Origin of the sequence: Amycolatopsis sp. NPDC004625, from assembly GCF_040609695.1 — a bacterium.
Lineage (GTDB): Bacteria > Actinomycetota > Actinomycetes > Mycobacteriales > Pseudonocardiaceae > Amycolatopsis.
In genome coordinates, this window is the sequence record NZ_JBEXKX010000015.1 from 169300 (window position 1) to 192652 (window position 23353).

At 73.4% G+C, this 23353-nt stretch carries 21 protein-coding genes; 14 read left to right on the forward strand and 7 right to left on the reverse strand.

The window, feature by feature from the left end; genetic code table 11:
- Positions 1-57: 57 nt before the first annotated feature.
- The gene (locus tag ABZW17_RS19555; protein WP_354815560.1) at positions 58-1287 is read left to right on the forward strand and encodes a DUF222 domain-containing protein; all 1230 of its coding nucleotides are present in this window, start codon (positions 58-60) and stop codon (positions 1285-1287) included.
- Between the two features lie 256 nt (positions 1288-1543).
- Here ABZW17_RS19555 and ABZW17_RS19560 read toward each other — a convergent pair whose 3' ends face one another.
- The 3 genes from ABZW17_RS19560 to ABZW17_RS19570 all read right to left on the reverse strand — a co-directional run bounded on the left by ABZW17_RS19560 (position 1544) and on the right by ABZW17_RS19570 (position 5013).
- Positions 1544-2530, reverse strand: coding sequence for a hypothetical protein (locus tag ABZW17_RS19560; protein WP_354815563.1), 987 nt, complete (start codon positions 2528-2530; stop codon positions 1544-1546).
- Between the two features lie 81 nt (positions 2531-2611).
- On the reverse strand, positions 2612-4243 hold the full coding sequence (locus ABZW17_RS19565) for a thiamine pyrophosphate-binding protein (RefSeq protein WP_354815566.1): 1632 nt from the start codon (positions 4241-4243) through the stop codon (positions 2612-2614).
- On the reverse strand, positions 4240-5013 hold the full coding sequence (locus ABZW17_RS19570) for a cyclase family protein (protein WP_354815569.1): 774 nt from the start codon (positions 5011-5013) through the stop codon (positions 4240-4242). The genes ABZW17_RS19565 and ABZW17_RS19570 overlap by 4 nt, the downstream gene beginning before the upstream one ends.
- 111 nt (positions 5014-5124) lie before the next feature.
- Between ABZW17_RS19570 and ABZW17_RS19575 the strand changes: the two genes are divergently transcribed.
- The 9 genes from ABZW17_RS19575 to ABZW17_RS19615 all read left to right on the forward strand — a co-directional run bounded on the left by ABZW17_RS19575 (position 5125) and on the right by ABZW17_RS19615 (position 15430).
- Positions 5125-5520, forward strand: a complete 396-nt coding sequence (locus ABZW17_RS19575; RefSeq protein ID WP_354815572.1) for a GntR family transcriptional regulator — start codon at positions 5125-5127, stop codon at positions 5518-5520.
- Between the two features lie 9 nt (positions 5521-5529).
- Positions 5530-6414 (forward strand): ABC transporter ATP-binding protein, encoded by an 885-nt coding sequence (locus ABZW17_RS19580; RefSeq protein WP_354815575.1) that lies wholly within the window; start codon positions 5530-5532, stop codon positions 6412-6414.
- On the forward strand, positions 6411-7388 hold the full coding sequence (locus tag ABZW17_RS19585) for an ABC transporter permease (protein ID WP_354815578.1): 978 nt from the start codon (positions 6411-6413) through the stop codon (positions 7386-7388). The genes ABZW17_RS19580 and ABZW17_RS19585 overlap by 4 nt, the downstream gene beginning before the upstream one ends.
- A gap of 133 nt (positions 7389-7521) precedes the next feature.
- Positions 7522-9051 carry a serine protease gene (locus ABZW17_RS19590; protein ID WP_354815581.1) on the forward strand — a complete coding sequence of 510 codons (1530 nt, stop codon included), beginning with the start codon at positions 7522-7524 and terminating at the stop codon, positions 9049-9051.
- On the forward strand, positions 9048-11225 hold the full coding sequence (locus tag ABZW17_RS19595) for a tetratricopeptide repeat protein (RefSeq protein WP_354815584.1): 2178 nt from the start codon (positions 9048-9050) through the stop codon (positions 11223-11225). The genes ABZW17_RS19590 and ABZW17_RS19595 overlap by 4 nt, the downstream gene beginning before the upstream one ends.
- 4 nt (positions 11226-11229) lie before the next feature.
- On the forward strand, positions 11230-12657 hold the full coding sequence (locus ABZW17_RS19600) for a VWA domain-containing protein (RefSeq protein ID WP_354815587.1): 1428 nt from the start codon (positions 11230-11232) through the stop codon (positions 12655-12657).
- Complete coding sequence (locus tag ABZW17_RS19605) at positions 12654-13769, forward strand: hypothetical protein (RefSeq protein WP_354815590.1); 1116 nt, start codon at positions 12654-12656, stop codon at positions 13767-13769. Before ABZW17_RS19600 ends, ABZW17_RS19605 begins: the two co-directional genes overlap by 4 nt.
- On the forward strand, positions 13766-15055 hold the full coding sequence (locus tag ABZW17_RS19610) for an ABC transporter substrate-binding protein (protein WP_354815593.1): 1290 nt from the start codon (positions 13766-13768) through the stop codon (positions 15053-15055). The genes ABZW17_RS19605 and ABZW17_RS19610 overlap by 4 nt, the downstream gene beginning before the upstream one ends.
- A gap of 24 nt (positions 15056-15079) precedes the next feature.
- Positions 15080-15430 carry a CU044_2847 family protein gene (locus ABZW17_RS19615; RefSeq protein WP_354815596.1) on the forward strand — a complete coding sequence of 117 codons (351 nt, stop codon included), beginning with the start codon at positions 15080-15082 and terminating at the stop codon, positions 15428-15430.
- A gap of 4 nt (positions 15431-15434) precedes the next feature.
- On the opposite strand, the gene ABZW17_RS19620 is transcribed toward ABZW17_RS19615, so the two are convergent.
- Positions 15435-16289, reverse strand: a complete 855-nt coding sequence (locus tag ABZW17_RS19620; RefSeq protein WP_354815599.1) for an SAM-dependent methyltransferase — start codon at positions 16287-16289, stop codon at positions 15435-15437.
- Positions 16290-16361: 72 nt separating this feature from the next.
- Entirely contained in the window at positions 16362-16544 is a 183-nt protein-coding gene (locus ABZW17_RS19625) for a hypothetical protein (protein ID WP_354815602.1), read from the reverse strand.
- 208 nt (positions 16545-16752) lie between these two features.
- On the opposite strand from ABZW17_RS19625, the gene ABZW17_RS19630 reads away from it, so the two are divergent.
- Positions 16753-17487 carry a TIM barrel protein gene (locus tag ABZW17_RS19630; protein ID WP_354815605.1) on the forward strand — a complete coding sequence of 245 codons (735 nt, stop codon included), beginning with the start codon at positions 16753-16755 and terminating at the stop codon, positions 17485-17487.
- Positions 17484-18584: a Gfo/Idh/MocA family oxidoreductase gene (locus tag ABZW17_RS19635; protein WP_354815608.1), complete on the forward strand. Its 1101-nt coding sequence runs from the start codon at positions 17484-17486 to the stop codon at positions 18582-18584. The genes ABZW17_RS19630 and ABZW17_RS19635 overlap by 4 nt, the downstream gene beginning before the upstream one ends.
- On the opposite strand, the gene ABZW17_RS19640 is transcribed toward ABZW17_RS19635, so the two are convergent.
- Positions 18581-19168, reverse strand: coding sequence for a TetR/AcrR family transcriptional regulator (locus tag ABZW17_RS19640; RefSeq protein WP_354815612.1), 588 nt, complete (start codon positions 19166-19168; stop codon positions 18581-18583). The two genes, ABZW17_RS19635 and ABZW17_RS19640, sit on opposite strands and share 4 nt — an antisense overlap.
- 123 nt (positions 19169-19291) lie before the next feature.
- Between ABZW17_RS19640 and ABZW17_RS19645 the strand changes: the two genes are divergently transcribed.
- Both ABZW17_RS19645 and ABZW17_RS19650 read left to right on the forward strand, forming a co-directional pair.
- On the forward strand, positions 19292-20068 hold the full coding sequence (locus tag ABZW17_RS19645; protein ID WP_354815615.1) for a DeoR/GlpR family DNA-binding transcription regulator: 777 nt from the start codon (positions 19292-19294) through the stop codon (positions 20066-20068).
- Positions 20065-21252, forward strand: a complete 1188-nt coding sequence (locus ABZW17_RS19650; protein WP_354815618.1) for an MFS transporter — start codon at positions 20065-20067, stop codon at positions 21250-21252. The genes ABZW17_RS19645 and ABZW17_RS19650 overlap by 4 nt, the downstream gene beginning before the upstream one ends.
- Before the next feature lie 19 nt (positions 21253-21271).
- Here ABZW17_RS19650 and ABZW17_RS19655 read toward each other — a convergent pair whose 3' ends face one another.
- Positions 21272-23320 carry a hypothetical protein gene (locus ABZW17_RS19655; protein WP_354815621.1) on the reverse strand — a complete coding sequence of 683 codons (2049 nt, stop codon included), beginning with the start codon at positions 23318-23320 and terminating at the stop codon, positions 21272-21274.
- Positions 23321-23353 lie beyond the last annotated feature (33 nt).

Below are 23353 nucleotides of genomic sequence, written 5' to 3' on the forward strand. Positions count from 1 at the left end.
CGGGTTGCACCCGTTCGTGTGATGAACAGGTGTTCGGGTGGGCGGTATTCTGGTGGCATGGCTCGAAACGTGATGCAGGAAGCTGAGGCGGTGGCGCTGGCCGACCGTGTCGGTGAGCTGCTCGCGACCATCCGGACTGCGGAAGCCTCCCTGGGGGCTCTGCTGGTGGAGATCGAGCACCGTGGGGTGATGGAACTCTTCGGCTACCGTTCCGCCGCGCGTTTGCTGGAGCATCTGGCCGACATTCCGAAGGCGGCAGCGGAGCGGGTGGTGACCCGCGCCCGTGCCCTTAACCCTGGTCGTGCCCTGGACGGCACCCCGATCCCCGCCCTGGCTCCCGCCACCGGCGTGGCCGCTCGCTCCGGGCGGTTGAGCAACTCGATGATCGATGTGATCGTCGGGTCCCTGACCGACATCCCACCCGAGCACCGTGCTGGCGCCGAGGCGGATCTGCTGAGGTTCGCTGCCGAGGCCGGTCACGGGCAGGTCGCTGCCCTGGGTGCGCGGATCGTGGCCCACTTGAACCCCGACGGCCCGGAACCCGACACCGCCGACCCTGCCACCCCCACCCGGGAACTCTCCCTGCGGCGGAAGCGAACGGGGGTGTGGGAGGTGCACGGCCGGTTCGACGACGAGACCGGCACCCGGGCCAGCGCCCTGCTCGACGCGTTGGCTCAGCGCCGCACCACCGAGGAGGGCCCGGATCTGCGGTCGCCGCGGGAACGCTACGGCGACGCGTTCTCCGACGCGGTCGACCTGGCCCTGAACTCCCCGGACCTGCCCGTGCAGGCGGGGGAACGCGCTCACGTGATGGTCGCGGTGTCCCTCGCCGACCTCAAAACCGGCATTGGGGCGGCCACGCTGGGCGACACAGGCCGGATCACGGCCGCTGAAGCGCGGGTCCACGCGTGCGACGCGATGGTCATCCCGGCGGTCCTGGGTGAGAAGAGCGAACCGCTGAACCTCGGTCGCCTCCGCCGCCTGATCTCCGCCGGTCTCCGCCGCGCCCTGTTCCTGCGGGACCGCGGCTGCGCGTTCCCCGGTTGTCATCGCCCGCCGCGGCATTGCCAGGGGCATCACATCCGCCACTGGGCCGAGGGTGGGCCTACCAACCTCGGCAATCTGGTGTTGATGTGCGCCCATCATCATCGGTTGCTTCATCGTTCGGGCTGGGAGGTCCGTATCGCCGCCGACGGTCTCCCGGAGTTTCTACCGCCGCTGTTCTTGGACAGGCGCCGAAAACCTCGGCGTAACAACCTGCACGAGCCGCTGCCTTTCGCGGCGTGAACACGGCGAAGGCCCGCAGCTGGACGGCTGCGGGCCCAAACCCGCGCCCGCAGCAGGATCTCCAGAAGCCCGCTGCCGCGTGGGAACACCCGCAGCAAAGGCCCGCTCCGGCACAAAGGGCTCGCCGCCTCAACTCGCCGCGACAGAAGGACCGGGGGTTCTCCCGCTCAGAGAACCCCGGCCCAAGCCGCCCTTACCTCCGCAGCAGAACCTCCGAAGTCCTCTCCTGCTCAGAGAACCCCGGCCCAAGCCGCCCCTACCCCCGCAGCAGAACCCCCGAAGCCCGCTCCCGAGCAAAGAACGTCTCCGGCCACTCGATCGAATCCGGCGGCGCCTCGATCGCCGTCGCCCGTCGGCGCAGCTCTGTCAGATACCCCGTGTCCAACACCGCCCGAGCCGACAACGGCTCTCGCAGCAGCAAATCCGCAGGACCCTCGTACAAGTACCCGTCCACCCCCGGATAACCCCGCGTCCCCGGTGGGTACTCGCGGTTCACCGGAAAATACCTCGTCTCCAACGCGCCGAGCCAAGATCCCTGAAGAGGCACCAACGCCGGCCACGAACCCAGCTGCTGCTCCAGCCGCGCATTGTCCGAAGTGAACCCCATGTGGTCCGCGATGACGTACGCCGCCAATGGGTACTCGCGTTCCAACTGGGCCACCGCTCCGCTGCCGCCGTTGTGGGTCAGGTGGCCCAAACCGAACAGCATCAACGCCTTGCGTCCCCTCTGCAGCACCTGTGTCTTCACCACCGACACGATCGAGGCGTCCCGGTCCAGGAACGGCTCCAGGTCCGCCGGCGTGTGCACCGCGCTCCAGTCGATCGGGGGGTCGGCCGCCAGGACCCGGATCTTCCGTGCCGCCGGCAGTGTCGTGTTCACCTGGCGGACCAAGGCGAACAGCTGCTCGTAGAACGTCGAAAACCCGCAGCTCGGCTGGGTCGTGTCCCGCCAGACGTGGCTGATCTCCGGGACGTCGCCGCCCGCGGTGTACGTGTCCAGCAGTGGCTGGAGGCGGGAGTTGCCGCACTCCACCACGATGTCGTTCACCCGGCCCGGGAAACGGGGGTCGCGGACGAGGTCGAACACGAACGTGCCGACGTCCGGGCTGGACTTTGCCACGATCGGGTGGTTGTCGAACGCCGCCAGCAAGGCGCCCGCCGGGTCGGGACGGGCGTGGGGTTGGCCGGCCGCTGGGGTCGTGCACATTGTGAGGGCCGCGAGGACGGCCAGGAAGATTCGCATCGGATTGTTTCCCCATTGTCTTAAGACAGTAAGACAGCGAGGGCAGCATCCAGGCCCGGACCGGCCGCTGTCAAGGCCCGGTCAGTGGCGGAACGCCTCCGCCAGCCACCACGAGCCGCCGTCGTCCGCGATCTTCGCGTCGATCACCAGCGGTTCCGTTCGCGGTCCCGCCAGCCAGTCCTGAACCGGTGAGAGGTCGGAAACGCCGCGCACTGTGACGCCCGTGCAGCCGAAGCCGCGGGCGAGCGCCGCCAGGTCCGTGTCCGGGAAACGGACCGTTGTCATGTCCGCCTCGCCGAAGTGGTGGACCTCCGCGCCGTACGCCGCGTCGTTGTACACGATCACCACCAGGGGCAGGTGCAGGCGGACCGCCGTGTCCAGTTCGGACAGTGCCATCTGGAACCCGCCGTCGCCGGTGCCCAGGACCGGGAGGCGGTCCGGGCGGGCCAGCGCCGCTCCGATCGCCGTGGCCAGGCCCAGGCCGATGCTCTGGAACGCCTGCGTGAAACAGAATCCCCGCTCGTCCGGCACCGACAGGTACGCGCTCGGGTAGCCCATGAAGTTGCCCGAGTCGATCGAGACGATCCGGTCGGCCGGCAGCAGCTCGTCCAGGCGCCGGCTCAGCGTCCGCGGGTCGATCCGGTCCGATCCGGACAGGTCGTCGTGCGCCACGTCGTTCCAGCGGCCGGTCGCGATCCGGGCCGCGACGTCGTCCGTGCGGTAGCCGGCCTGCGCGCGAACCGCCGGGAGCACGTCCGACGCCGTGCAGCCGGCATCGCCGACGACACCCAGGTCGATCGGGCGGTGCGCACCCAGCGCCGCCTGCTCGACGTCGACCTGCACCAGCTTCGCGTGCGGGCTCAGCAGCTTGCCGTGGCGGGTCGTCCACATGTTCAGCGCGCAGCCCCAGCCCACCACCAGGTCCGCGCCCACGATCAGCTCGGCCGCCACCGGGGAGGCGAACCCGCCCGAGATGCCCAGGGCGAACGGGTCGTCGTGGAACAGGCCGTGCGCGACGGCGGACGTCGCCAGCAGCGCGCCGCACCGCGAAGCCAGCTCCCGCAGCGCTTCGCCGCTCGCGCGGGCGCCCCGGCCCGCGATGAACACCGGCCGTGAGGAAGCCGAGAGGAGCTCCGCGAGCGCTGCCACCGAAGCCGCGTCCGGGCGGGTCGGAGCCGGTCCCGGAACATCCGGCAAGGACAACGGGAAGAGAGAGGACTCCGGCGCCGGCTCGGCCTGGACGTCGAGGGGGAGGTTCAGCACGACCGTCCGGCGCTGCTGCACCGCCGTCCGGAACGCGCGCACGGTGTCCGCCACCGCGCTCGCGGCCGAGTGCACCCGCTCCGGGACCGCGCCGACCGCGGTGGCCAGGCCGTCCTGGTCGATGCGGAAGTTCGACCGCACCGACGCCCCCGCCGAGTCGGCCGCGAGCACCAGCATCGGCGTCCGGCTCTTCGCCGCCTCGGTGATCCCGGTGACCGCGTTGGTCAGCCCGCAGCCCTGGTGCAGCGACACCACCGGCACGCGGCCGCTCATCCGGCCGTAGGCGTCGGCCATGGTCGCCGCGCCGCCCTCGTGGCGGGCCGCGACGAACCGGACGCCGCCCGCGCGCAGCGCGTTCGTCACCTCGAAGTTGCCGCTGCCCACCACGCCGAACGCCAGGCCCACGCCCAGCTCCGCCAGGGTCCGGCCGACCAGTTCGGCTACGTTCACCGCTCCACCAGGGCCAGCACGCGGGCGGGGCTGCCCGACCCGCCCACGATCGGCAGCGGCGAGACCACCAGCAGCACGCCCGTCGGCGGCAGCGAAGCCAGGTTCTGCAGCTGCGTCAGGCCGTGCTTGCCCGCGCCGAGCAGGAGTTCGTGGCACGGGAACATCGGCTCGAGCCCCGGCGCCTGGCCCGCGTCGGTGCCGACCGTCTCGACGCCGAGCCCGGTGATCGGTGCTTCCTCGGCGAGCCAGCGGGCGCATTCGGGGGAGACGCCCGGCGTGTGCGAGCCGGCTTCGTCGGCGTTGAGGAATTCCGCCTGGTCGGCGCTGCGCGCGTCCCAGCCGGTGCGGTAGAGCAGCCAGCCGCCGTCCGGCAGCGGGCCGTGCTCGGCCGTCCAGGCGTGGACGTCGTCGACCGACAGGAGGAAGTCCGGGTCCGCGGCCGCCCGCGCCGAGAAGTCGAGCACGACCGCGGGCGCCACCAGCGTCTTCAGCGGCACCTGCGAAACGTCGTGACCGTCCTTTCCGGACACCCAGTGCACCGGGACGTCCAGGTGGGTGCCGGTGTGCTCGCCGGTGTGGATGTCGTTCCAGTACCAGCGCGGGCCGCGCTCGTCGTAGCGGCTGATTTCCTCCAGCCGGAACGGGATGGTGTTGGCGAACGGCTCCGGCAGCTGCAGGATCGGCGTGCTCGAACTCAGCGGAGCGGTCAGGTCGACGATCTCGATCGCGCCGCCCGCGATCGCCCTGCTCAGCCCGTCCAACAACGACATGCCTGCCTCCCGGTGTGTGCGTCCCGGCAGCCTATGCCGCCGGGCGGGTCCTTGACAGCGGCTCGCCCGCGGGTGTTGTCTTAATGTCGTAGGACAATAGGAAGGTGCCGGGTGATCGAGTTCGTCCTGGACGGCCGCTCCAAGGTCGCCACGTACATGCAGCTCGTCGTGCAGGTGAAACAGGCGCTGCGCGTCGGCCTGCTGCGGCCCGGCGACCAGCTGCCGAAGGTGCGCGAGGTGGCCCAGGCGCTGGCGATCAACCCGAACACGGTGCTCAAGGCCTACCGCGAGCTGGTCCTGGAGGGGCTCGCCGAAGGCCGGCCCGGGGTGGGCACGTTCGTCACCGGCAGCCTGGCCGGCCCGTCGCTGGCGAACCAGGCGGAACTGCGCGACGAACTGGTGGCCTGGCTCGGGCGCGCCGAAGCCGCGGGGATGTCCGACGAGGACGTCGCCGCGTTGATCGAGACCACGATGCGCGGCGCGCGGGCGCCGCAGGACCTGGCTTAGGGGAGTCGGATGGAACTGGCGGTGCAGACCCGGGGGCTGGGGAAGCGGTACGGGCGCAGCTGGGCGGTGCAGGACTGCGCGCTCGAGCTGCCCGCCGGCCGGATCGCGGCCCTGGTGGGCCCGAACGGCGCGGGCAAGACGACATTGCTGCACCTGCTCGTCGGGCTGCTGCGGCCGGACGCGGGGGAGGTGCGCGTGTTCGGCCGCGACCCGCGGGCCGTGCTCGCCGACGTCGGGTTCGTCGCGCAGGACACCCCGCTGTACCGGGACTTCACCGCGGCCGAGCTGGTCACCATGGGCGGCAAGCTCAACCGCCGCCGGTGGGACGCCGCGCTGGCCCGCGAACGGCTGGCCGCGCTCGGCATCCCGCCGGACAAGGCGGTGGGGAAGCTCTCCGGCGGGCAGCGCGCCCAGGTCGCCCTGGCCCTGGCGCTGGCCAAGCGCCCGCGGCTGCTGCTCCTCGACGAGCCGATCGCCAGCCTGGACCCGCTGGCGCGCCGCGAGTTCATGCAGACGCTGATGGGCGCGGTCGCCGAGAGCGAGACGACCGTGCTGCTGTCGTCGCACCTGCTGGCCGACCTCGAGCGCGCCTGCGACCACCTCGTCGTCCTGCAGCAGTCCCGGGTGCAGCTCACCGGCGCGGTCGACGAGCTCCTCGACACCCACCGCACCCTCGTCGGCCCGCGGGCCGACAGCGAATCCATCGCCGGCGTCGCGGCGGTCGTCCGCGCGAGCCACACCGAACGCCAGTCGACGCTGCTGGTCCGCCGCGGCGACGGCCCGATCGATCCACTGTGGACGGAGCATCAGGTGACCTTGGAGGACGTGGTGCTGGCCTACCTCGCCGAAGCCGAGACGCGCGTTGCGGCGGCCGCGTGGGAGGTGCCGGCATGATCTGGCTGACCTGGCGCCAGCACCGCAAGCAGGCGCTGTTCACCCTCGGTGCGCTGGCCGTGCTCGCGGCGATCATGGTCCCGACGGGCCTGGCGATGCACGCGAAGTACGACAGCCTCGGCCTGGCCGCCTGCCGGGCCGCGCTCGGCACCGCGTCGCTGATCACGCAGACCGAGGCGACGGCCCGCTGCGAGAGCCTCGGCCACCAGTTCCAGGACCAGTTCAGCGGCCTGGTGTTCGTCGCCGTGCTGTTCGTGGTGCTGCCCGTGCTGGTCGGCGTGTTCTTCGGCGCACCGCTGGTCGCCCGCGAGTTCGAGCAGGGCACCCACCGTCTCGTGTGGACACAGGGGGTCAGCCGCCGGCAGTGGGCGCTGGCGAAGTTCGGCCTGGTCGGCGCGATCACCGCGGTGCTGGCCGCCGGGTACGCCCTCGGCGTGTCCTGGTGGTTCCGGCCGCTGGCCGGCGCGACCACCGGCCGGCTGGCCTACTTCACGTTCGACGTCCAGGGGATCGTGCCGGTCGCGTACACGCTGTTCGCGCTGGCCCTGGGCGTCTTCGCCGGGACGTACTGGCGGAAAGTGCTGCCCGCCATGGCCGTCTCGCTGGCCGGGTTCGCGGCGGTCCGGGTCGCGGTCGAGGTGCTGGCCCGGCCGCGGTACCTGCCGGCGCAGACCCTCTCGTTCTCCCCGTCGGGCGCGCAGACGCCGAACTTCGCGTCGGGGGACTGGGTGATGCAGCAGGGGGTCCGCGACTCGGCGGGGCAGCTCGTGCTGCCGGACGCGCAGATCGGCCCGTGCCCGCCCACCGGCTGCGGGGCCGGCCCCGGGGACGTGGGGCCGGGCGCGTCCAACTGGCTGCTGTACCAGCCGGGAGACCGGTTCTGGCTCTTCCAGGGCATCGAGACCGGGATCTTCGTGCTCCTGGCGGCCGCGCTGGTGTTCTTCGCGCTGCGCCGCCTGCGCACGATCGCCTGAGCGGCGCGGGATTCCCCGGGGACGGCCCGGTTTCGTGAGTTTCCCACCGCTGCGCGGCCGATCGGGTGATCTGCCGGGGTAAGCGGGCGAACCCGCCCCGGAGGGCCGGTGCCCCGCCGTACAGTCACACCCGGTGAGGGAGGACAACGGTTTTTCCGCGGGGCGCGCGGGGGATTCGGAACCGTGGCGGGTATGCCTGCTGAGTTCGTCGGGCCGGATACTGGGCGCCGGGATGCTGCTGGGCGAAAGCACCGTGCTGACCTGCGCGCACGTCGTGCAGGCGCTGGAGCAGGAAACGCTTTCGGGACAGCACCTGCGGGTGCGGTTCGTCGGCGTGGCCGACATGCCGGAAACGCGCGCCGAGGTGCGGCCCGGCTGCTGGGAGCCGCCGTCGGCGGACCGGCGCGGTGACATCGCGTTGCTCGACCTGGCCGAACCCTTCCCCCAGGTGCCCGGCGCCCCGCTGGTCCGCCTCGGTGCCGTGCGCGACCGGGTGGTCCACACCTACGGTTTCCCGCGCCCGCACGACCACGGCGTCTGGGTGAACGACGCCGAGCTGGCCGGGCCGGCCGGGGCCGCGGGGGAGTGGGTCCAGCTCGACTCGAAACTGCCGGGTGAGCGGATCCGCGGCGGGTTCAGCGGTGCGGGCGTGATCGACAAGGCAACCGGTTCGGTGCTCGGCATGGTGGTCACCGAATACACCGACGAACGGGTCGGGACCGCCTTCATGATCCCGGTCGAGGTGATCACCCGGTACGTGCCCGAGGTGGTCCGGTGGGTCGGCCCGCCCCCGCGGCCGGCGGCCGGCCGGCTGATCGTGCTCATCGGCAAGCTCGGCGCGGACATCGCCCAGTACCTCCTGGCGCAGGTGCGGCGGGAACGCCGGGGAGCCCGCTGGGGGCCCGGCGAGCGGCTCGCCGCGGTCGTGGACGCGACCGGCCGGACCGCCGAGAAGGTGGCCGAGGACGTCAGCGCCGGCATCAGCACCGAGGAGGTGACCACCGTGCTGGCGACCAACCCGGAGGCCGTCGCCGTCGCGGTGACCGGCATCGACGCCGCCCGCGCCCCGGAAGAGGTGCTCACCGGGACGGTAAAACCGTTGGTGGACAAGGGAAGTACCGTGCTCGCCCAGTTCGGTGCGCCGGACTCGCCGGGCCTGCGCCTGGCTCACCGCTGGGAGAGTGAGCGGAACACCCAGGGCTTGGAGCGGCTGGCGCTGCTGGTCGAAATGGTCGAGTACGAGGAGGAGCGCGCGCGGGAACTGGCCGCCCGGCTGGGTTCCCGCACGGCGGTGCCCGCGCGGTCGCCGGACCTGCGCCTGCGGCTGGGCGTCCTGCGCTCGGCGGGCGACCGGATCGAAGCGGGCCGGGTGCGGCGCGCTTTGGCGGCGACCGAATCCGACGCCGAAACCGCGTGGCGGGACCTCGGCCTGCTGTGCGCCGACCTCGGCGCGCGGGCCGCCCGGCACGACGAACTGCACGGACGGCTGCGCGGCTACAACGCGAAGGCCACCAGCGCGGGCCTGATGGAGGACGAAGAACTGGCGGAGCTGTACCGCCCGGCCATGGCCGCCCTGACCACGCGGCCGGACGAGCCGGAAGCCGCGGCCGCGCTGGTGGAGCGGTACGTGCGTGCGGTCCGCCGCCGGCTGGAGGGCGCGTGACGGCGGAAACGGTGTGGTGCCACGGGAAACCGGTCGGGCCGATCGGGTTCTGCGAGGTCTGCGGCCACCGCAGGGTCCCGGCCGGATCGCCGGCCGCCGACCCGGGCGCGTCCGGGCCGGCCCTGGAGAGCACCCGCCGCAGCGCCGAATTCCGGGGCGGCGACGCGGATTTCCAGCTGCTGCCGTCGATCGAGGTCCCGGACCCGGAAAAGCTCGTCCTCTCCAAGCCCGCCTACCCCGAGCAGAACCAGTTCTGCGGCCGCTGCGGTGCGCCGGTCGGCCGGGCCTACGCCGGCGAGCCGGCGTTCGCCGAAGGGTTCTGCGAAAACTGCGGCGAGCCGTTCTCCTTCCTCCCCAAGCTGACGCGCGGGGAGCGGATCGGCGACCGCTACGACGTCATCGGGTGCATCGACCACGGCGGGTTCGGCTGGATCTACCTGGCCGCCGACACCCAGCTCGGCGGCCAGCACGTCGTGCTCAAGGGCGTGATCAACAGCGGCGACGAGGTGCGGCGCGCGCAGGCGCGGGCCGAGCGGGACGTGCTCGTCCGGCTCGACCACCCGAACATCGTGCGGATCACCGGCTTCGTCGAGCACGGCGACGAGCCGGACACCTACCTGGTGATGGAGTACGTCGGCGGCCGGTCCCTGCGGGACCTGCTGCAGCAGGGCCCGCCACCGCGGGTCGAGCACGTGGTCGTCTACGGCCAGGCGATCCTCGCCGCCCTGGACTACCTGCACGGCGAGGGTCTGCTCTACTGCGACATGAGCCCGGCGAACGTGATCCACGGCGACAAGCGCGTCAAGGTGATCGACCTCGGCGCGGCCCGCCCGATCGACGCCCCGCCCGGCCCGCGGGTCGGGACCAAGTCCTTCCAGGCGCCGTCGCACGAGGTCGCCCGGCACGGCCTCACCGTGCGTTCGGACCTGCACGGCGTGGGCAAGACGTTGCAGGCCCTGCTTGAAGCCGCGGCCGAAGAACCCCGGCCCGAACGCGTCGCCGGTGGCCTGGACTCGCTGAACCGCGTCCTCGCCCGGGCGGTCGCGCCGTTCGAACGGCGCTTCGCCTCCGCAGCCGAAATGGCGGAGCAGCTCGAGGGCGTGCGCCGGGAAATCCTGTCCCTGCGCGACGAACAGCCGCGGCCGGTGCCGTCGGCGCTGTTCGAGGACACCGCGGAACTGCTCGACGACGGCCTCGGCGCGGTGCCCGGCCTCGACCACTGGGTCACCGGCGACCACGCCGCCGACGAGCTGGACCTCGGGCTGCCCGGCGCCGCCGACGGCGCCGGACGGCTGCCGATCCCGCGGGTCGCCCCCGACGACCCGGCGGCCGGGTTCATCGCCGCCGCGGGCGCCCCCGAGCCGCGTCGCTGGCTGGACAAGCTCGCGCTGTTCGGCGAGCACTCGGTCGAGATCGCCTTCGCCCTGACCCGGGCGCAGATCGCCCTGCACCGACCCGGCGAAGCCGCCGTGGCCCTGTCCACGGCCGAACAGCTGCTGGGCACCGAGGCCACCCGCGACTGGCGGGCGGCCTGGCACCGCGGCCTGCTGGCCCTGGCGCGGGGCAACGCCCCGGACGCCGCGGCCAAGTTCGACGACGTGCACGGGAGCTGGCCCGGTGAGATCGCCCCCAGGCTGGCGCTCGGGTTCTGCGCCGAACTGCGCGGGCAGATCGCGCAGGCCGAGCGCTGCTACCGCTCAGTGTGGCACCGCGATCACGCCCAGGTCAGCGCCGCGTTCGGGCTGGCCCGCTGCGCTCTGCGCAGCCAGGGCCGTGACGCCGCGGTCGCCGTGCTGGACGTCGTCCCGCCGATCTCGCGCCACTACGACGCCGCCCGGATCGCCGCCGTGCGGATCCGGGCGGGCCGCCTGGCGTCGGGGCCGCCGGGCCGCGACGACCTCGCCGACGCGGCCCGGCGGCTGCCCGACCTCTACCTCGACCCGGAGGCCGAGGACCGGCTGGAAGCGCTCGTCCGCGGGGCCGCGCTGGCCGGGCTCGGCGGCCACGAGGGCTGGGACGGCGGCGCCCTCCTCGGCGCGCGCGTCACCGGGCGCGGCCTGCGGTTGCTCCTGGAACAGTCCCTGCGCCGGCTCGCCGAACGGGCGCGGGACCGCAACGAGCACGGCGTGCTGGTCGACCTCGCGAACGCCGTCCGGCCGAAGACGAGAAGGTGATCGGATGCCCGACCGGGACCGCCCGTCGCTCACCCTCCAGCTGAGCCAGAACAAGTACCTGGCGCCCGCCGACGGCCGGATGGACGTCGTCCTCACGGTGCGGGTGGGGGAGGCGGGTGCCGCCGCGCCCGAGCCGCCGCCGACCGCCGAGCTGCTGCTGGTGGACTGCTCCAGCTCGATGGACTGGCCGCCGACGAAGATCGAGGCCGCCCGGCACGCCTGCCGGGCGGCCATCGGCTCCCTGCGCGACGGCGTGCTGTTCGGCGTGCTCGAGTGCACCGGGCGCGCCCGGCTGGTGTACCCGGCCGCGCCGCCCCTGGCGGTGGCCGGCGAGCGGACCCGCCAGGAGGCGAAGGACGCCGTCTCCGGGCTGATCGCCGGCGGCGGTACCGCGATGAGCACCTGGCTGGACCTGGCCCGGGACCTGTTCGCGAAGACGCCGGCCGACATCCGGCACGCCGTGCTGCTCACCGACGGCCGCAACCAGTCCGACCGCGCGGGCGCGCTGGAGGCCGCGCTCGGCCGCTGCCAGGGCGAGTTCGCCTGTGACGCCCGGGGCATCGGCGACGACTGGGACCCGCGCGACCTGCAGCGCATCGCGTCCGTGCTGCGGGGCACCGCGGACGCCGTCCTGGAGGACGCCCAGCTCGCCGGGGACTTCCGGCGCCTGGTCGAGCGGGCGATGGGCCGCACGGTGGCCGACCTCCGGCTGCGGGTGACCACCATGCCCTACAGCCGGCTGCGGTTCGTGAAGCAGGTCTTCCCCACCGAGGTCGATCTCACCGCGCAATGCCGCGGCGAAGGCGGCGTGCTCGAACTGCCGACCGGGGCGTGGGGCGAGGAACTGCGCGAGTACCACCTCTGCCTCGGCGTCGAGGCGGGGGAGCTGACCCGGTACGAGGACATGCTGCTCGGCACCGTCGCCCTGTTCGAAGGCGCCGAAGGCCCGGCGGGCCCGCCGCAGGCCGTGGTGGGCTACCTGACCGACGACCTGGCCCTGTCCAGCGTGCCCGACGACCACGTCGCCCGGGTCACCGGGCAGGCCGAGCTCGGGCGCGCGGTCCGCGCGGGCTGGGACGCGTTCGAGCGCGACGACCGCGCGGAAGCGGCGCGCGAATGGGGGACCGCCGTCCGGCTGGCGACCGAGCTGGGCAACGAAGAGATCCTCAAGCGCCTGGGCCGGCTGGTCGACGTGCGCGACGACGGCGGGGTGGTGGTCAAGGAACGGGTGCGCCCACGCGACGGGTTCTCCCTGGTGCTCGGGTCGACCATCTCCACCTACAGCGGTGTGGACGAACCCGCCGCGGTTGCCGTCCCGGCCGAAGTGGACGGTGCACCCCGCCAGTGTGTCCACTGTGGACACAAGGTGCGGCCGTCGGCGAAGCAGTGCGGGCACTGCGGCAGACCGGTCGAGGCCGGAGCGCCGTCGTGACGGCGACCAGCACCACCCGGCAGACGCTCTGGTGGCTGCGGCTCGGCCTGGTGGCCGGCAGCGCGCTGGTGCTGGCGACCGCGCTGGCGACCTTCCTCGGGGTCCGGGCCAGCATCGCCGAGGTGCGGGACCGCACCGCACCCGCGGTGCTCGAGGTGTCGCTGGCCAAGGAGGCGATCGTCGCCGCGCACGGGGCGGCGGTGACGGCGTTCCAGGCCAAGCAGGCGCGCCTGACCGGCCCCAGCGAGCAGTACGAGGACGAGATCGCCCGGGCGAGCCAGCAGCTCGCCCAGGTCGCCGAGCACAACGCGGCCGGCGAGGCGGGCAGCCAGACGCTGCGGCTGATCGAAGGGCTGCTGCCGTCGTACAACGGCTTCGTCGGACAGGCCGACGCCCACTTCCGGCAGGACGCGGGCGGCGCGCTCGCGGCGAGCAACCTGCAGTCCGCGTCGGACCTGCTGACCGCGCCGCAGAACGGGATCCTCGCCCGGCTCGACGCGCTCGAGGCCGCCCAGCGCGCCGCCCTCGACGAGCAGCTCGGGGCGAACTGGCTGGGTCCCGCGATCACCGTGCTCTGGGCGGTACCGCTGGTCCTGCTGCTCGCCGCCCTCCTTTGGTCCCAGCGGTTCCTCGCCAGGCGGTTCCGGCGCGCGGTGAACACCGCGCTGCTGGCCGCCACTTTGGCGTGCGTGCTGCTGGGCGCGGGAACGGCGCTGCTGCTGGGCATCCAGTCCGACGCCCGGGACGGCGGTGCCGCGCTGGAGCAGACCGTCGACGCGCGGTCCGCGGCCACCACGGCCGCCGCCGGCCGGGCCCGGTGGACCCTCGCCCAGGTGCTGACCGCCCAGTGCGGCATCGAAGGGGTGGCCGCATGCGGCGACACGGTGACCGCGTTCGCCGCGGGGACGCCCGTCCCACCCGCCGTCCCGCCCGCGCCGCCGGGGGCCGTCGACGAAGCGGCGCTGCTGGGCCCGGGATTCACCGAACCGGGGTGGAACGGGGTGCTCGGGTACGGGATCCCGGTGCTGGCCGCCGGAATCGGCGTGCTCTCGGCCGTCGGCCTGCAACCCCGGCTCGACGAATACCGGTTCCGCGCGAGGGGAGAGCCGTGACGAAACGCTGCGCGATCCTGACACTGGCCGTCGTCCTCCTGCTGTCCGGGTGTTCCGCCGGGGCCGGCGCGGAGTCGGTGACCGTGCTGGGGTCGTGGACCGGCGACGAGCAGACGGCGTTCCTGCGGGTGCTCGACGGGTTCACGAAGGAGACCGGGATCATCACGAGCTACCAGGGCACCCGCGCGCAGAACCAGGTGCTGCGCGGCGACCTGCAGCAGGGCACCCCGCCCGACGTGGCGGTGCTGTCCAACCCGGCCGAGCTGGCGGGCTACGCGCGTTCCGGGCAGCTCAAACCCCTCGACGGCGTCCTCGACGCGGACGCGACCGCGGCCTACAGCCCGCAGTGGCGGAAGCTGCAGCAGCTCGGCGGGAACACGGCTTACACGGTCGTGGTGAAGGCCGATCTGAAGAGCATCATCTGGTACGACCCGGACAGCTTCCGGGACGAACCGCCGGCCACCTGGGACGCGCTCGTGGCGACGTCCCGGCGGCTTTCCGCCACCGGGCAGGGGCCGTGGTGCCTCGGGATGGGGGCGCCGCCGAACTCCGGGTTCCCGGGCACCGACTGGCTCGAGGACATCCTGCTGCACCAGGCGCCGGACAAGTACGGGAAGTGGGCGGCGGGCGAAGTGGCTTGGACCGACCAGGTCGTGCGCGACGCGTGGCAGAGCTGGGGGACGCTGGTCCTGGCGCCCGGTGCGGTCCGCGGAGGCAGCACGGCCGCGCTGCTGACGTCGTTCGCGGACGCCGGCCGGGCCCTTTTCGCCCGGCCGCCCGGCTGCCTGCTGGAGCACCTCGGCTCGTTCGCGATCGGCGGGTACCAGGCGGTCCGGCGCCCGGCCGGGCCGCCCGTGCCCGACCGCGACTTCCGGTTCTTCCCGTTCCCGGGCACCGGAAAACCCGCGCGGTCCGAGGTATCGGCCGACCTCGCCGGGATGTTCCACGACACGCCGGCCGCGCGCCGGCTCATGGGGTACCTGGCCGGGGAGCGGGGGCAGCGGATCTGGCCGTCCGGCGGGACGACGTTCTCGGTGCACCAGGGGCTCGTCGGCCAGGACGTCTACCGCAGCGACGTGAGCCGGCGGATCGCGACGACCCTGGCCAAGGGCACCGACCTGTGCTTCGACGCGTCGGACCTGATGCCCTCGGCGATGACGAGCGCGTTCTACCAGGCGGTGCTGGAGTACCTGGCCCACCCCGACCGGCTGGACACCCTGCTCGGCGAGCTGGAACAGGTGCGCCGCGGCATCGACCGCAAGCAGTGGCTCGACCTGCCGTGCTGAAACCGTGGGAGAGAAGGAGATCCGGTGCAGGAGTTCGTGCGTTTCCCGCTCGACGGCGGTGGTTCGGTGGTCGTCGAGGTCGAGGGCGAACCGGGCCTGGAACACGCCTCGGTGCCCTCGGGGGTGCTGCGCAAGGCGACCACGACCTTCGAGCACGCGCTCGGCGAGGTCCGGGTGGCCGCGGCCGCCGCGCTGGCGCAGTTCCGCGGCCTGGGCCCGGACGAGGTCGAGCTCAAGTTCGGCGTCAAGCTCGACGCCCAGGCCGGGGCCGTGATCGCGCGCACCGGTCTGCAGGGCCAGTTCGAGGTCAAGCTGAAGTGGGTACGCGACGGCGAACCGTCCACAGAGGACGCAACCGCGGAGCCGGAAGGGTGAGGCGCTACGGCTTGTAGCCGACGACCCCGGCGACGCAGCGCGCCGAATCGCTCAGCGGGGTGAGCCGCGGACCGTCCGGCCACCATTCGTCGCACACCGCCATGCCCGGATCCGAGGTGGCGTTCGGCTGGACCAGTTCGAGGCCGTCCATCAGCGCCTCGATCTCCGTGCGGGTGCGGAAGCGGCCGGCCCCGAGCGGGCCCTGGACCAGGATCTGCTCGATGCGCTTGGCGATCGCGGTCAGCTCCGGCACCTCGGGGTCGAAGAAGTGCGACAGCACCACGTACGAGCCCGACGGCAGCGCGTCGATGTAGGTGCGCATGATGTCGAAGACGGTGTCGCCTTCGCAGTGGTGCATGGTGCCGACCTGCAACAGGGCGAGCGGCTCGGTGAAGTCGACGTGCCGCAGCACTTCCTCGTGGCCCAGCACCTGCGGCGGGTCGAAGATGTCGGCCTCGACCATGTGCGTGAAGTCGTTTTCGACCAGCAGCGCCCGGCCGTGGGCGAGGACCACCGGGTCGTTGTCGACGTAGACGACCGTGTTGTCCTTGTCGATGCGCTGCACGATCTGGTGGGTGTTCTCGGCCGTGGGCAGCCCGGACCCGCAGTCGACGTACTGGCGGATCCTGGTCTGGCCGGCCAGCATCCGCAGCGCGCGGTTGTGGAACCCGCGGTTGCCGCGGGCGATGTCCACCGCTTCCGGGACCGCGGTGCGGATCTTGTCCATCACCACGCGGTCGACCTCGTAGAAGTTGTTGCCGCCGAGGAAGCCGTCGTAGATCCGCGCGATGCTCGGCCGGACGGGGTCGACCCCCACCGGCGTCTGGCTCGGGGAGAGCGCGGACGGCGTCTCGGACATGGCGACCTCGCAGGGACATCGGCGTGGGGCCACCCAGCGTAGTAGGTCGCGTTCCCGCGGTGAACCCGAGGGCTATCCCAGCCGGCGAAGCCGCTGGGTGGGGATGTCGGCGGCGCGCTGGGCGCGTTCGCGGCGCAGCCGCTCGAGGTGCTGGTCGATCCGCCGGTCGAGGTCGCGCGCGGCCTCGGACAGGTCCGTCAGGTCGCGACGGGACGCCGGGTGTCCCGTGTCCACTTCGTCCCCTGTCCTGTCCACTACCGGCACCTCCCGGATCGGCCTGGCCCCCCTGCCTCTTGGCGTTACTGCCCCATCGGGGGCTTGCCAAAACCCCGGCGGCCGTGAGTCGCGGCACGCCGCCGTCCGGTGGACGCGGTGGGCGAACCCCTGGTGACAATTTTGACCAGGTGGTAGAAATTGAGCAGCCGTGGCGGACGGCCGCCACCGGGAACTGGAGGAGCTGGGGATGAGCCTGCCTTCCGTACAGCTGTATTCCGTCCGCGACGCCTTCGCGGCCGACCCCGCCGGCACCCTGCGGCGGCTCGCCGAAATCGGCTTCACGCAGGTCGAGCCGTACGGCGTCGTCGAAAACGTCGACGCCCTGCGGGACGGCCTGCCCGCGAACGGCCTGACCGCCCCGACCGCGCACGCGAGCCTGCTCGGCGCCGACCAGCCGGCCGTGTTCGCCGCGGCGGCCGAACTCGGCATCGGCCTGGTGATCGACCCCTGGGTGCCGGCCGAACAGTGGCAGGACCCGGCCGACATCACGGCCACGGCGGAGGGGCTCAACGCCGCCGCCAAGCTCGCGGCCGAGCACGGCGTCCGCGTCGGCTACCACAACCACTGGTGGGAGCTGCAGTCCCGGATCGACGGGCGCAGCGCCTTCGAGGTGTTCGCCGACCAGCTCGACCCGGCCGTCGCCCTGGAGGTCGACACCTACTGGGCCACCGCGGGCGGCGAGGACGCCCCCGCCCTGCTGCGGCGGCTCGGCGACCGGGTGCGCGCCATCCACGTCAAGGACGGCGGGCTCGCCACCGACGCCACCGGCCAGGTGCCGGCCGGCCAGGGCCGGGTGCCGGTCGCGGACGTGCTCGCCGCCGCGCCGGACGCGCTGCGGGTGGTGGAGTTCGACGCCTTCGACGGCGACCTCTTCGCGGCTCTCGCCGACAGCCACGCCTTCCTGACCGGCGCCGTCCGGTGACCGGCGGGCCGGTCGGCGTCGGCATCGTCGGCGCCGGCGTCATCAGCGGGACCTACCTCGAAAACCTCACCGCCTTCCCGGACGTCGACGTGCGGTGGGTCGCCGACCTCGACACCGGCCGGGCGGCGGCGCGCGCGGCCGAGCACGGCGTCCCCCGTTCGGGCACCGTGGCCGAGCTGCTCGACGACGACGGCGTCGAGCTCGTCGTCAACCTGACCGTGCCGGTCGCGCACGTCGAGATCGGGCTCGCCGCGCTGGAGGCGGGCAAGCACGTGTGGGCGGAGAAGCCGCTCGCGCTGGACCGGCAGACCGGCCGCAAGCTGCTCGATCGCGCCCGGGAGAAGCACCTCCGCGTGGCCAGCGCCCCCGACACCGTGCTCGGCGCCGCGCTGCAGACCGCGCGGCGGGCCGTCGACGCGGGCCGGATCGGCCGGCCCCTGACCGCGCTGGCGCTGTTCCAGGTGCCGGGCCCGGAGGTGTGGCACCCCGCGCCGGAGTTCTACTTCCAGGCCGGCGGCGGCCCGCTGCTCGACATGGGCCCGTACTACCTGACGGCGCTGGTGCACCTGCTCGGCCCGGTCCGCCGGGTCACCGCGGCCGGCGGCCGCGCGCGCGACACCCGCGTCATCGGGTCCGGGCCGCGGGCGGGCACCGAGTTCCCGGTGTCGGTGACGACGACGGTCACCGCGCTCGTGGAGTTCGAAAGCGCTTCCGCGCAGCTGGTGCTGAGCTTCGACTCGGCGCTCAAGCGGGCCGGGCTGGTCGAGCTGACCGGCACGCTCGGCACCGCCGTGCTGCCCGATCCCAACCGGTTCGACGAGCCGACCCGGCTGCACCTGCTCGGGCACGAGGAGCCGGAAGAGCTGGCGCCGCAGGGCCACGCGGCCTCCCGCGGCACCGGCGCGCTGGAGCTGGCGCGGGCCATCCGGGCCGGCGTGCCGGAGCGGGCGTCCGGCGAGCTGGCCTACCACGTGCTCGACGCGATGCTGGCCATCGACGAGTCGATCACCCGCGGGCAGAGCGTGGAGGTCTCGAGCACGATCGACGTCCCGCCGCCGCTGCCCGTGGGCTGGGACCCGTACGCGAAGACCCTCTAGAGCGGGACGGTGAGCAGGTTCTGCAGGTAGAAGCGCAGCGAGCCGACCAGGTCGACATCGCCGGGGACGGTCAGCCACTGCACCTGCAGGCCGTCCATCAGGGCGATGAACGTCAGCGCCGCCAGCCCGGGCTCGACGCCCGCGCGCAGTTCGCCGCGGGCGGCGAGGGCGTCGAACGACTCGTGGACGCCGGCGCGGGCGGCCCGGTAGTGGCGCACGAAGTAGTCGTGCGCCGGGTGGTCCGGGGCGACCGCTTCGGCGGCGAGCCGGGAGTAGAGGTCGACGATCCCGGGGTGGCGGACGTTGTGCTCGGCGAGCGCGACGAAGTGGCGGAGGACTTCGAGCCCGGGCGGCACGGTGAGCTGCTCGCGCTCGGAGTCCTCGGCGTCCCGGCGTTCGAGCACCGCGGCGAGCAGGGCCTCCTTGGTGGGGAAGTAGTAGAGGAGCCCGGCGTGGGAGATGCCGACGCGCTTGGCGATCTCCCGCAGCGACGAGCCGTGGTAGCCGAGTTCGCCGTACGCCGCGGCCGCCGCCGTGATGATGTCTTCGCGGCGGATCCGGCCCTTCAGGTAGCCCCCGGTCACGGGGTCGCGGTGGTCTCGGCGGCGTGCACGGCACCATCATGCCGCAGCGGGAGTTCGCACATTCGACGTGAGCGGACGAACAAACCGGTTGTGCGAACGTCGGCGGCTTGCGAACATCGCGGCGTGAAGAGCGCGGAACGGCAACGGGTGATCGTCGAGCGGCTGCGCGACGCCGACCAGGTCGGGGTGGCCGAGCTGGCCGAAGCGACCGGCGCGTCGGAGATGACGGTCCGCCGGGACCTCGACCAGCTGGCGTCCCGCGGGGTGCTGCGGCGGGTGCACGGCGGCGCGGTCCCGGCGTCGCCGTCGGGGATCGAACCGCCGTTCGCGGCGCGGGCGACGGCCGCGATCGCGGCGAAGCGGGCCATCGCCGCGGCGGCGGCCGAGCTGGTCCGCGACGGCGAAACGATCGTCCTCGACAGCGGCACCACCGCGCTGGAGCTGGCGCGGCTGCTGCGCGGGCGCCCGGTCACCGTGATGCCGCTGTCCCTGCACGCGGTCCGGGAACTGGCCGAAGCCCCCGGCGTCCGGCTGCTGCTGCCCGGCGGCGAACCGCGGCCGGGGGAGCAGGCGCTGGTCGGACCGCTGACGCTGGCGTCGCTGCGGGCCCTGCGGTTCGACGTCGCCGTGCTGAGCCCGTGCGCATTCGGGCTCGACGCCGGGCTCACCGCCTTCGACCTGGGCGACGCCGAGGTCAAGCAGGCCGCCCTCGACGTCTCGGCCCGGGCGATCGTGCTCGCCGACGGCGCCAAGTGGGGCCGGGCCGCGCTCGCGCACGTCTGCCCGGCCGACCGCGCCGACGTCGTGATCACCGACCCGGGCGCGCCCGCGGACCAGCGTGCCGCGCTGGCCGAGCGCGGCGTTCTCGTGCACGTTGCCGTTCCTTGGGAGAGCCGATGACCGCCCCGCCCCGCCCGCGTGCCGCCCGGTTCGCGACCTTCATGTTCTTCGGCCTCAACGGCTTCGCGATGGGCATGTGGGTGGTGCACATCCCGAACGTCGAGCGCGCCACGGGCATCTCGCACAGCACGCTGGGCGCGCTGCTGCTGGTGCTCGGCGGCGCCGCGTTCGCCGGCATGCAGGTGGCCGGCCCGCTCGTCGACCGGCTCGGGCACCGGCGGCTGGTGCCGGCCGCCGGCATCCTGATGGGCTGCGCGGTGTGCGCGCCCGGATTCGCGAACTCGTGGTGGACACTCGGCCTGTCGCTGATCTTCTTCGGTTTCGGCAACGGCGCCATCGACGTCGGGATGAACTCCCACGCGGTCGTCGTGGAACGGGCCTACCCGCGCCCGATCATGGCGGCCTTCCACGCGATGTGGTCGATCGGCGGCGCGATCGCCGCGGTCATCGGCGCGGCAACCCTCGGCGCGGGCGTCCCCACCGGAGTCACGCTCACCGGCACCGGCCTGGTGTGTGTGCTGCTTTCCGTGGTGGCGGCGCGGTTCCTGATGGAGCCGGCGGACGCACCCGCCGCGTCTTCCGAGACCGCCGAGCCGGTGGTGGCGCGCCGGACCCCGGGCCGGGTGGTCTGGCTGCTGGGCCTGCTGGCGCTCGCGCTGATGCTGTCGGAGGGCGTGGCGAACGACTGGGCCGCGCTGCACATGGAAAAGGGGCTGGGCACGTCGGCGTCAACGGCGGCGCTGGCGTACGGCGCGTTCGCGGTGGCGATGACGACCGGCCGGTTCCTGACCGACCGCGTCGCGGCCTGGGCGGGCCCGGCGGCGATCGTCCGCTACGGCGCGACGCTGGCGGCCGTGGGCCTGACGACGGCCGCGGCGGCGCCGTGGGTGCCGGTCTCCCTGGTGGGCTGGGCGCTGTTCGGCCTCGGCCTCTCGGGCGGCGTCCCGCAGCTGTTCACCGCGGCGGGCAACCTGGACACGCGGGCGTCGGGCGCGCTGATGGCCCGGGTGGTCGGCCTCGGGTACGTCGGGCTGCTGGCCGGTCCGGCCCTGATCGGCGGGCTGACGCGGTGGATGCCGCTGAACGTCACCTTCGCGGTGCCGGTCGTGCTGTGCGTCCTCGCGGCGGTGTTCGCCGGCGTGCTGAGCCCGAAGCCGGCACCGGCGAAGGAGCCGGTCGGCTGATCAGCCCGTCGGGTGATCATCAGGCGTCATCCTCCCGCAGGCGGCGGGCGAATTCGCGGGCCCCGGCGACGGTCTCGGCGTGCCTTTCGGCGGCCTTGGGCCGGAAGTCGTGGTGGACGTCCGCGCTGATCTCCTGCTCGTCCAGGTCGAGGTGGGTGAGGAAGGCGGCCAGTTCGGGACGGGTCGTGGCCGCCGCCGCGAGTTCTTCCCGGACGTGCGGCGGGAAGCCGCTGGAGGACCGGCTGCCGTGGTACTCGTCGACGACGCCGAGCCAGAGCGCGTCGAGGTTCGGGAACGCCGCCGGATCGGTGACGTCGGCCGGCAGCGGGACGGCGAGCGGGCGCCGGGCGTCGTTCCAGCAGTCCTGCTCCAGGTCCAGCTCGACGAGCAGCTGCGCCGCACGGGACGCGGCGAGCTCCGCCAGGCCGTCGTCGCCGATCACGTGGTCGTGCAGGTTCAGCTCCCACAGCCGGGGCAGTGCGCTCCAGGACGCGAGGGCTTTCGCCCCCGCCGCGCCGAAGTTGTTGTACGCCAGCGAAATCCGGGTCAGGGCGGGCATCGGCCCGGACGCGGTCAGCGCCTGGACGGCCTCGTCGCCGAGACCGCAATCGGCGACCTCCAGGGTGTGCAGGGAGGGCCACATCGGGACGTCGGCGGGCCAGCCGGCCAGCAGGTTGCCGGACAGGTCCAGCTCGGCGAGGCGCGGGAGGTGCTCCGAGCGCAGCAGGGCGAGGAGGCCCTCGGCCCCGAGCCCGGTGGCCGCCAGGTTCAGCCGGGTCAGGTGGCCGGCGTTGGGGGAGCCGGCCCACGCCCGGGCGCCGTCGTCCCCGACCGGCTGGACGGCGGCCCGCGAGTAGTACGGCGAGCTGCTGCTGCCGGACAGGTCGAGCTGCGTCAGCGCGGGGAGCCGGACCCCGGTGGCCAGGTGCCGGGCGCCGGTGCCCGTGAAGGAGTTCAGGCTCAGGTCGAGGTGCGCCAGGCGCGGGAAGGTGCCGACGAACGCGGCGGCCGTCCGGTCGGTGGCCACGACGTCGGTGAGCGTCAGCCGTTCGACGCGGTCGCGGTCGAGCGCTTCCAGGACGCGGATCAGCGGGGTGTCGCCGAGGGGCAGCCGGGTGAGCGTCAGGTCGGTCAGCTGCGGCAGGACCCCGGCGGCGGCCGCCAAACCGCGCGCGCCAAGGCCTTCGCGGCCCATGCCCATCGGGATTCCCTGCACCTTCAGGGATTTCAGGCCGGAGAGGTCCGCGTCGCCGAAGAAGATCTCGCCGGCTTCGTCGTCCTCCGCGATGACGTTGCCGAAGAACGGTTCCCACAGCGGCTGCCGGCCGTCGCGGCCGCAGCGGAACCCGATCGCCAGCCGCTCGAGCCGGGCGAGCTCCGGGCAGGCGGCGAGCTCGCGCGCCTCGTCGGCACTGCACACGAGGACGTCGGCCGAGCGCAGGTGCGGGACGATCGCCGACCGCAGCAGGTGCACCAGATCGGGGGCGCGCAACCCGGCGTGGCGCAGCGGGAGCGGCCGGTCCGCGGGTGGGCGGAACGGCGGTTTCCCGAAGTGCCACATGTCTTCGCTGACGTCGACGAGGTCCAGCGAGTCCAGCCGCGCGAGGCCGGGCGCCGCGGCGAGGTCCCGGATCGCCCCGGCGTCCGATTCGGTCACGAGACTGAGGCGCAGCGAGCGCAGGTTTTCCCACTGCGGCAACGCATCGACGACGGCTACCAGTTCGTCCGAGGCGAACCACCCGAGGTCGAGGTGGCTGATGCCGCGGACTTCCGGCGTCGTCCGGGGATCCGGGAACGGCGGGTCCGCCGTGCCGTTGTGGTGGTGGCGCAGCTTGATCGACCGCGCGAGCCGCCAGCCCGGCCGCGAATAGCCCGCGTGCAGGGCGGCGAGCCACGACCACGGCGCCTCCCGCACGTCGTCGGGCCACGTCACGAGCTGCCGTTCGCACAGCTCGGCCAGGTGGGCGGGAGCACCGGCGCGGCCGAGCAGCCCGCACAGCGCCCGGAACGCGAGCCGGCCCGGCGGTCCGGCCAGGATCCGCTCGATCTCCGCGTCGTAGTCGATCACGGACGGCACGTTAGCGAAGGGCACCGACAAAAA

What these genes read in the sequence shown, in the direction of transcription:
- ABZW17_RS19630 (WP_354815605.1), top strand. Translation starts at nt 16,753, where the DNA reads ATGAGCCTGCCTTCCGTACAGCTGTATTCCGTCCGCGACGCCTTCGCG.
- ABZW17_RS19600 (WP_354815587.1), top strand. Translation starts at nt 11,230, where the DNA reads ATGCCCGACCGGGACCGCCCGTCGCTCACCCTCCAGCTGAGCCAGAAC.
- ABZW17_RS19580 (WP_354815575.1), top strand. Translation starts at nt 5,530, where the DNA reads ATGGAACTGGCGGTGCAGACCCGGGGGCTGGGGAAGCGGTACGGGCGC.
- ABZW17_RS19560 (WP_354815563.1), bottom strand. Translation starts at nt 2,530, where the DNA reads ATGCGAATCTTCCTGGCCGTCCTCGCGGCCCTCACAATGTGCACGACC.
- ABZW17_RS19585 (WP_354815578.1), top strand. Translation starts at nt 6,411, where the DNA reads ATGATCTGGCTGACCTGGCGCCAGCACCGCAAGCAGGCGCTGTTCACC.
- ABZW17_RS19620 (WP_354815599.1), bottom strand. Translation starts at nt 16,289, where the DNA reads ATGTCCGAGACGCCGTCCGCGCTCTCCCCGAGCCAGACGCCGGTGGGG.
- ABZW17_RS19570 (WP_354815569.1), bottom strand. Translation starts at nt 5,013, where the DNA reads ATGTCGTTGTTGGACGGGCTGAGCAGGGCGATCGCGGGCGGCGCGATC.
- ABZW17_RS19555 (WP_354815560.1), top strand. Translation starts at nt 58, where the DNA reads ATGGCTCGAAACGTGATGCAGGAAGCTGAGGCGGTGGCGCTGGCCGAC.
- ABZW17_RS19650 (WP_354815618.1), top strand. Translation starts at nt 20,065, where the DNA reads ATGACCGCCCCGCCCCGCCCGCGTGCCGCCCGGTTCGCGACCTTCATG.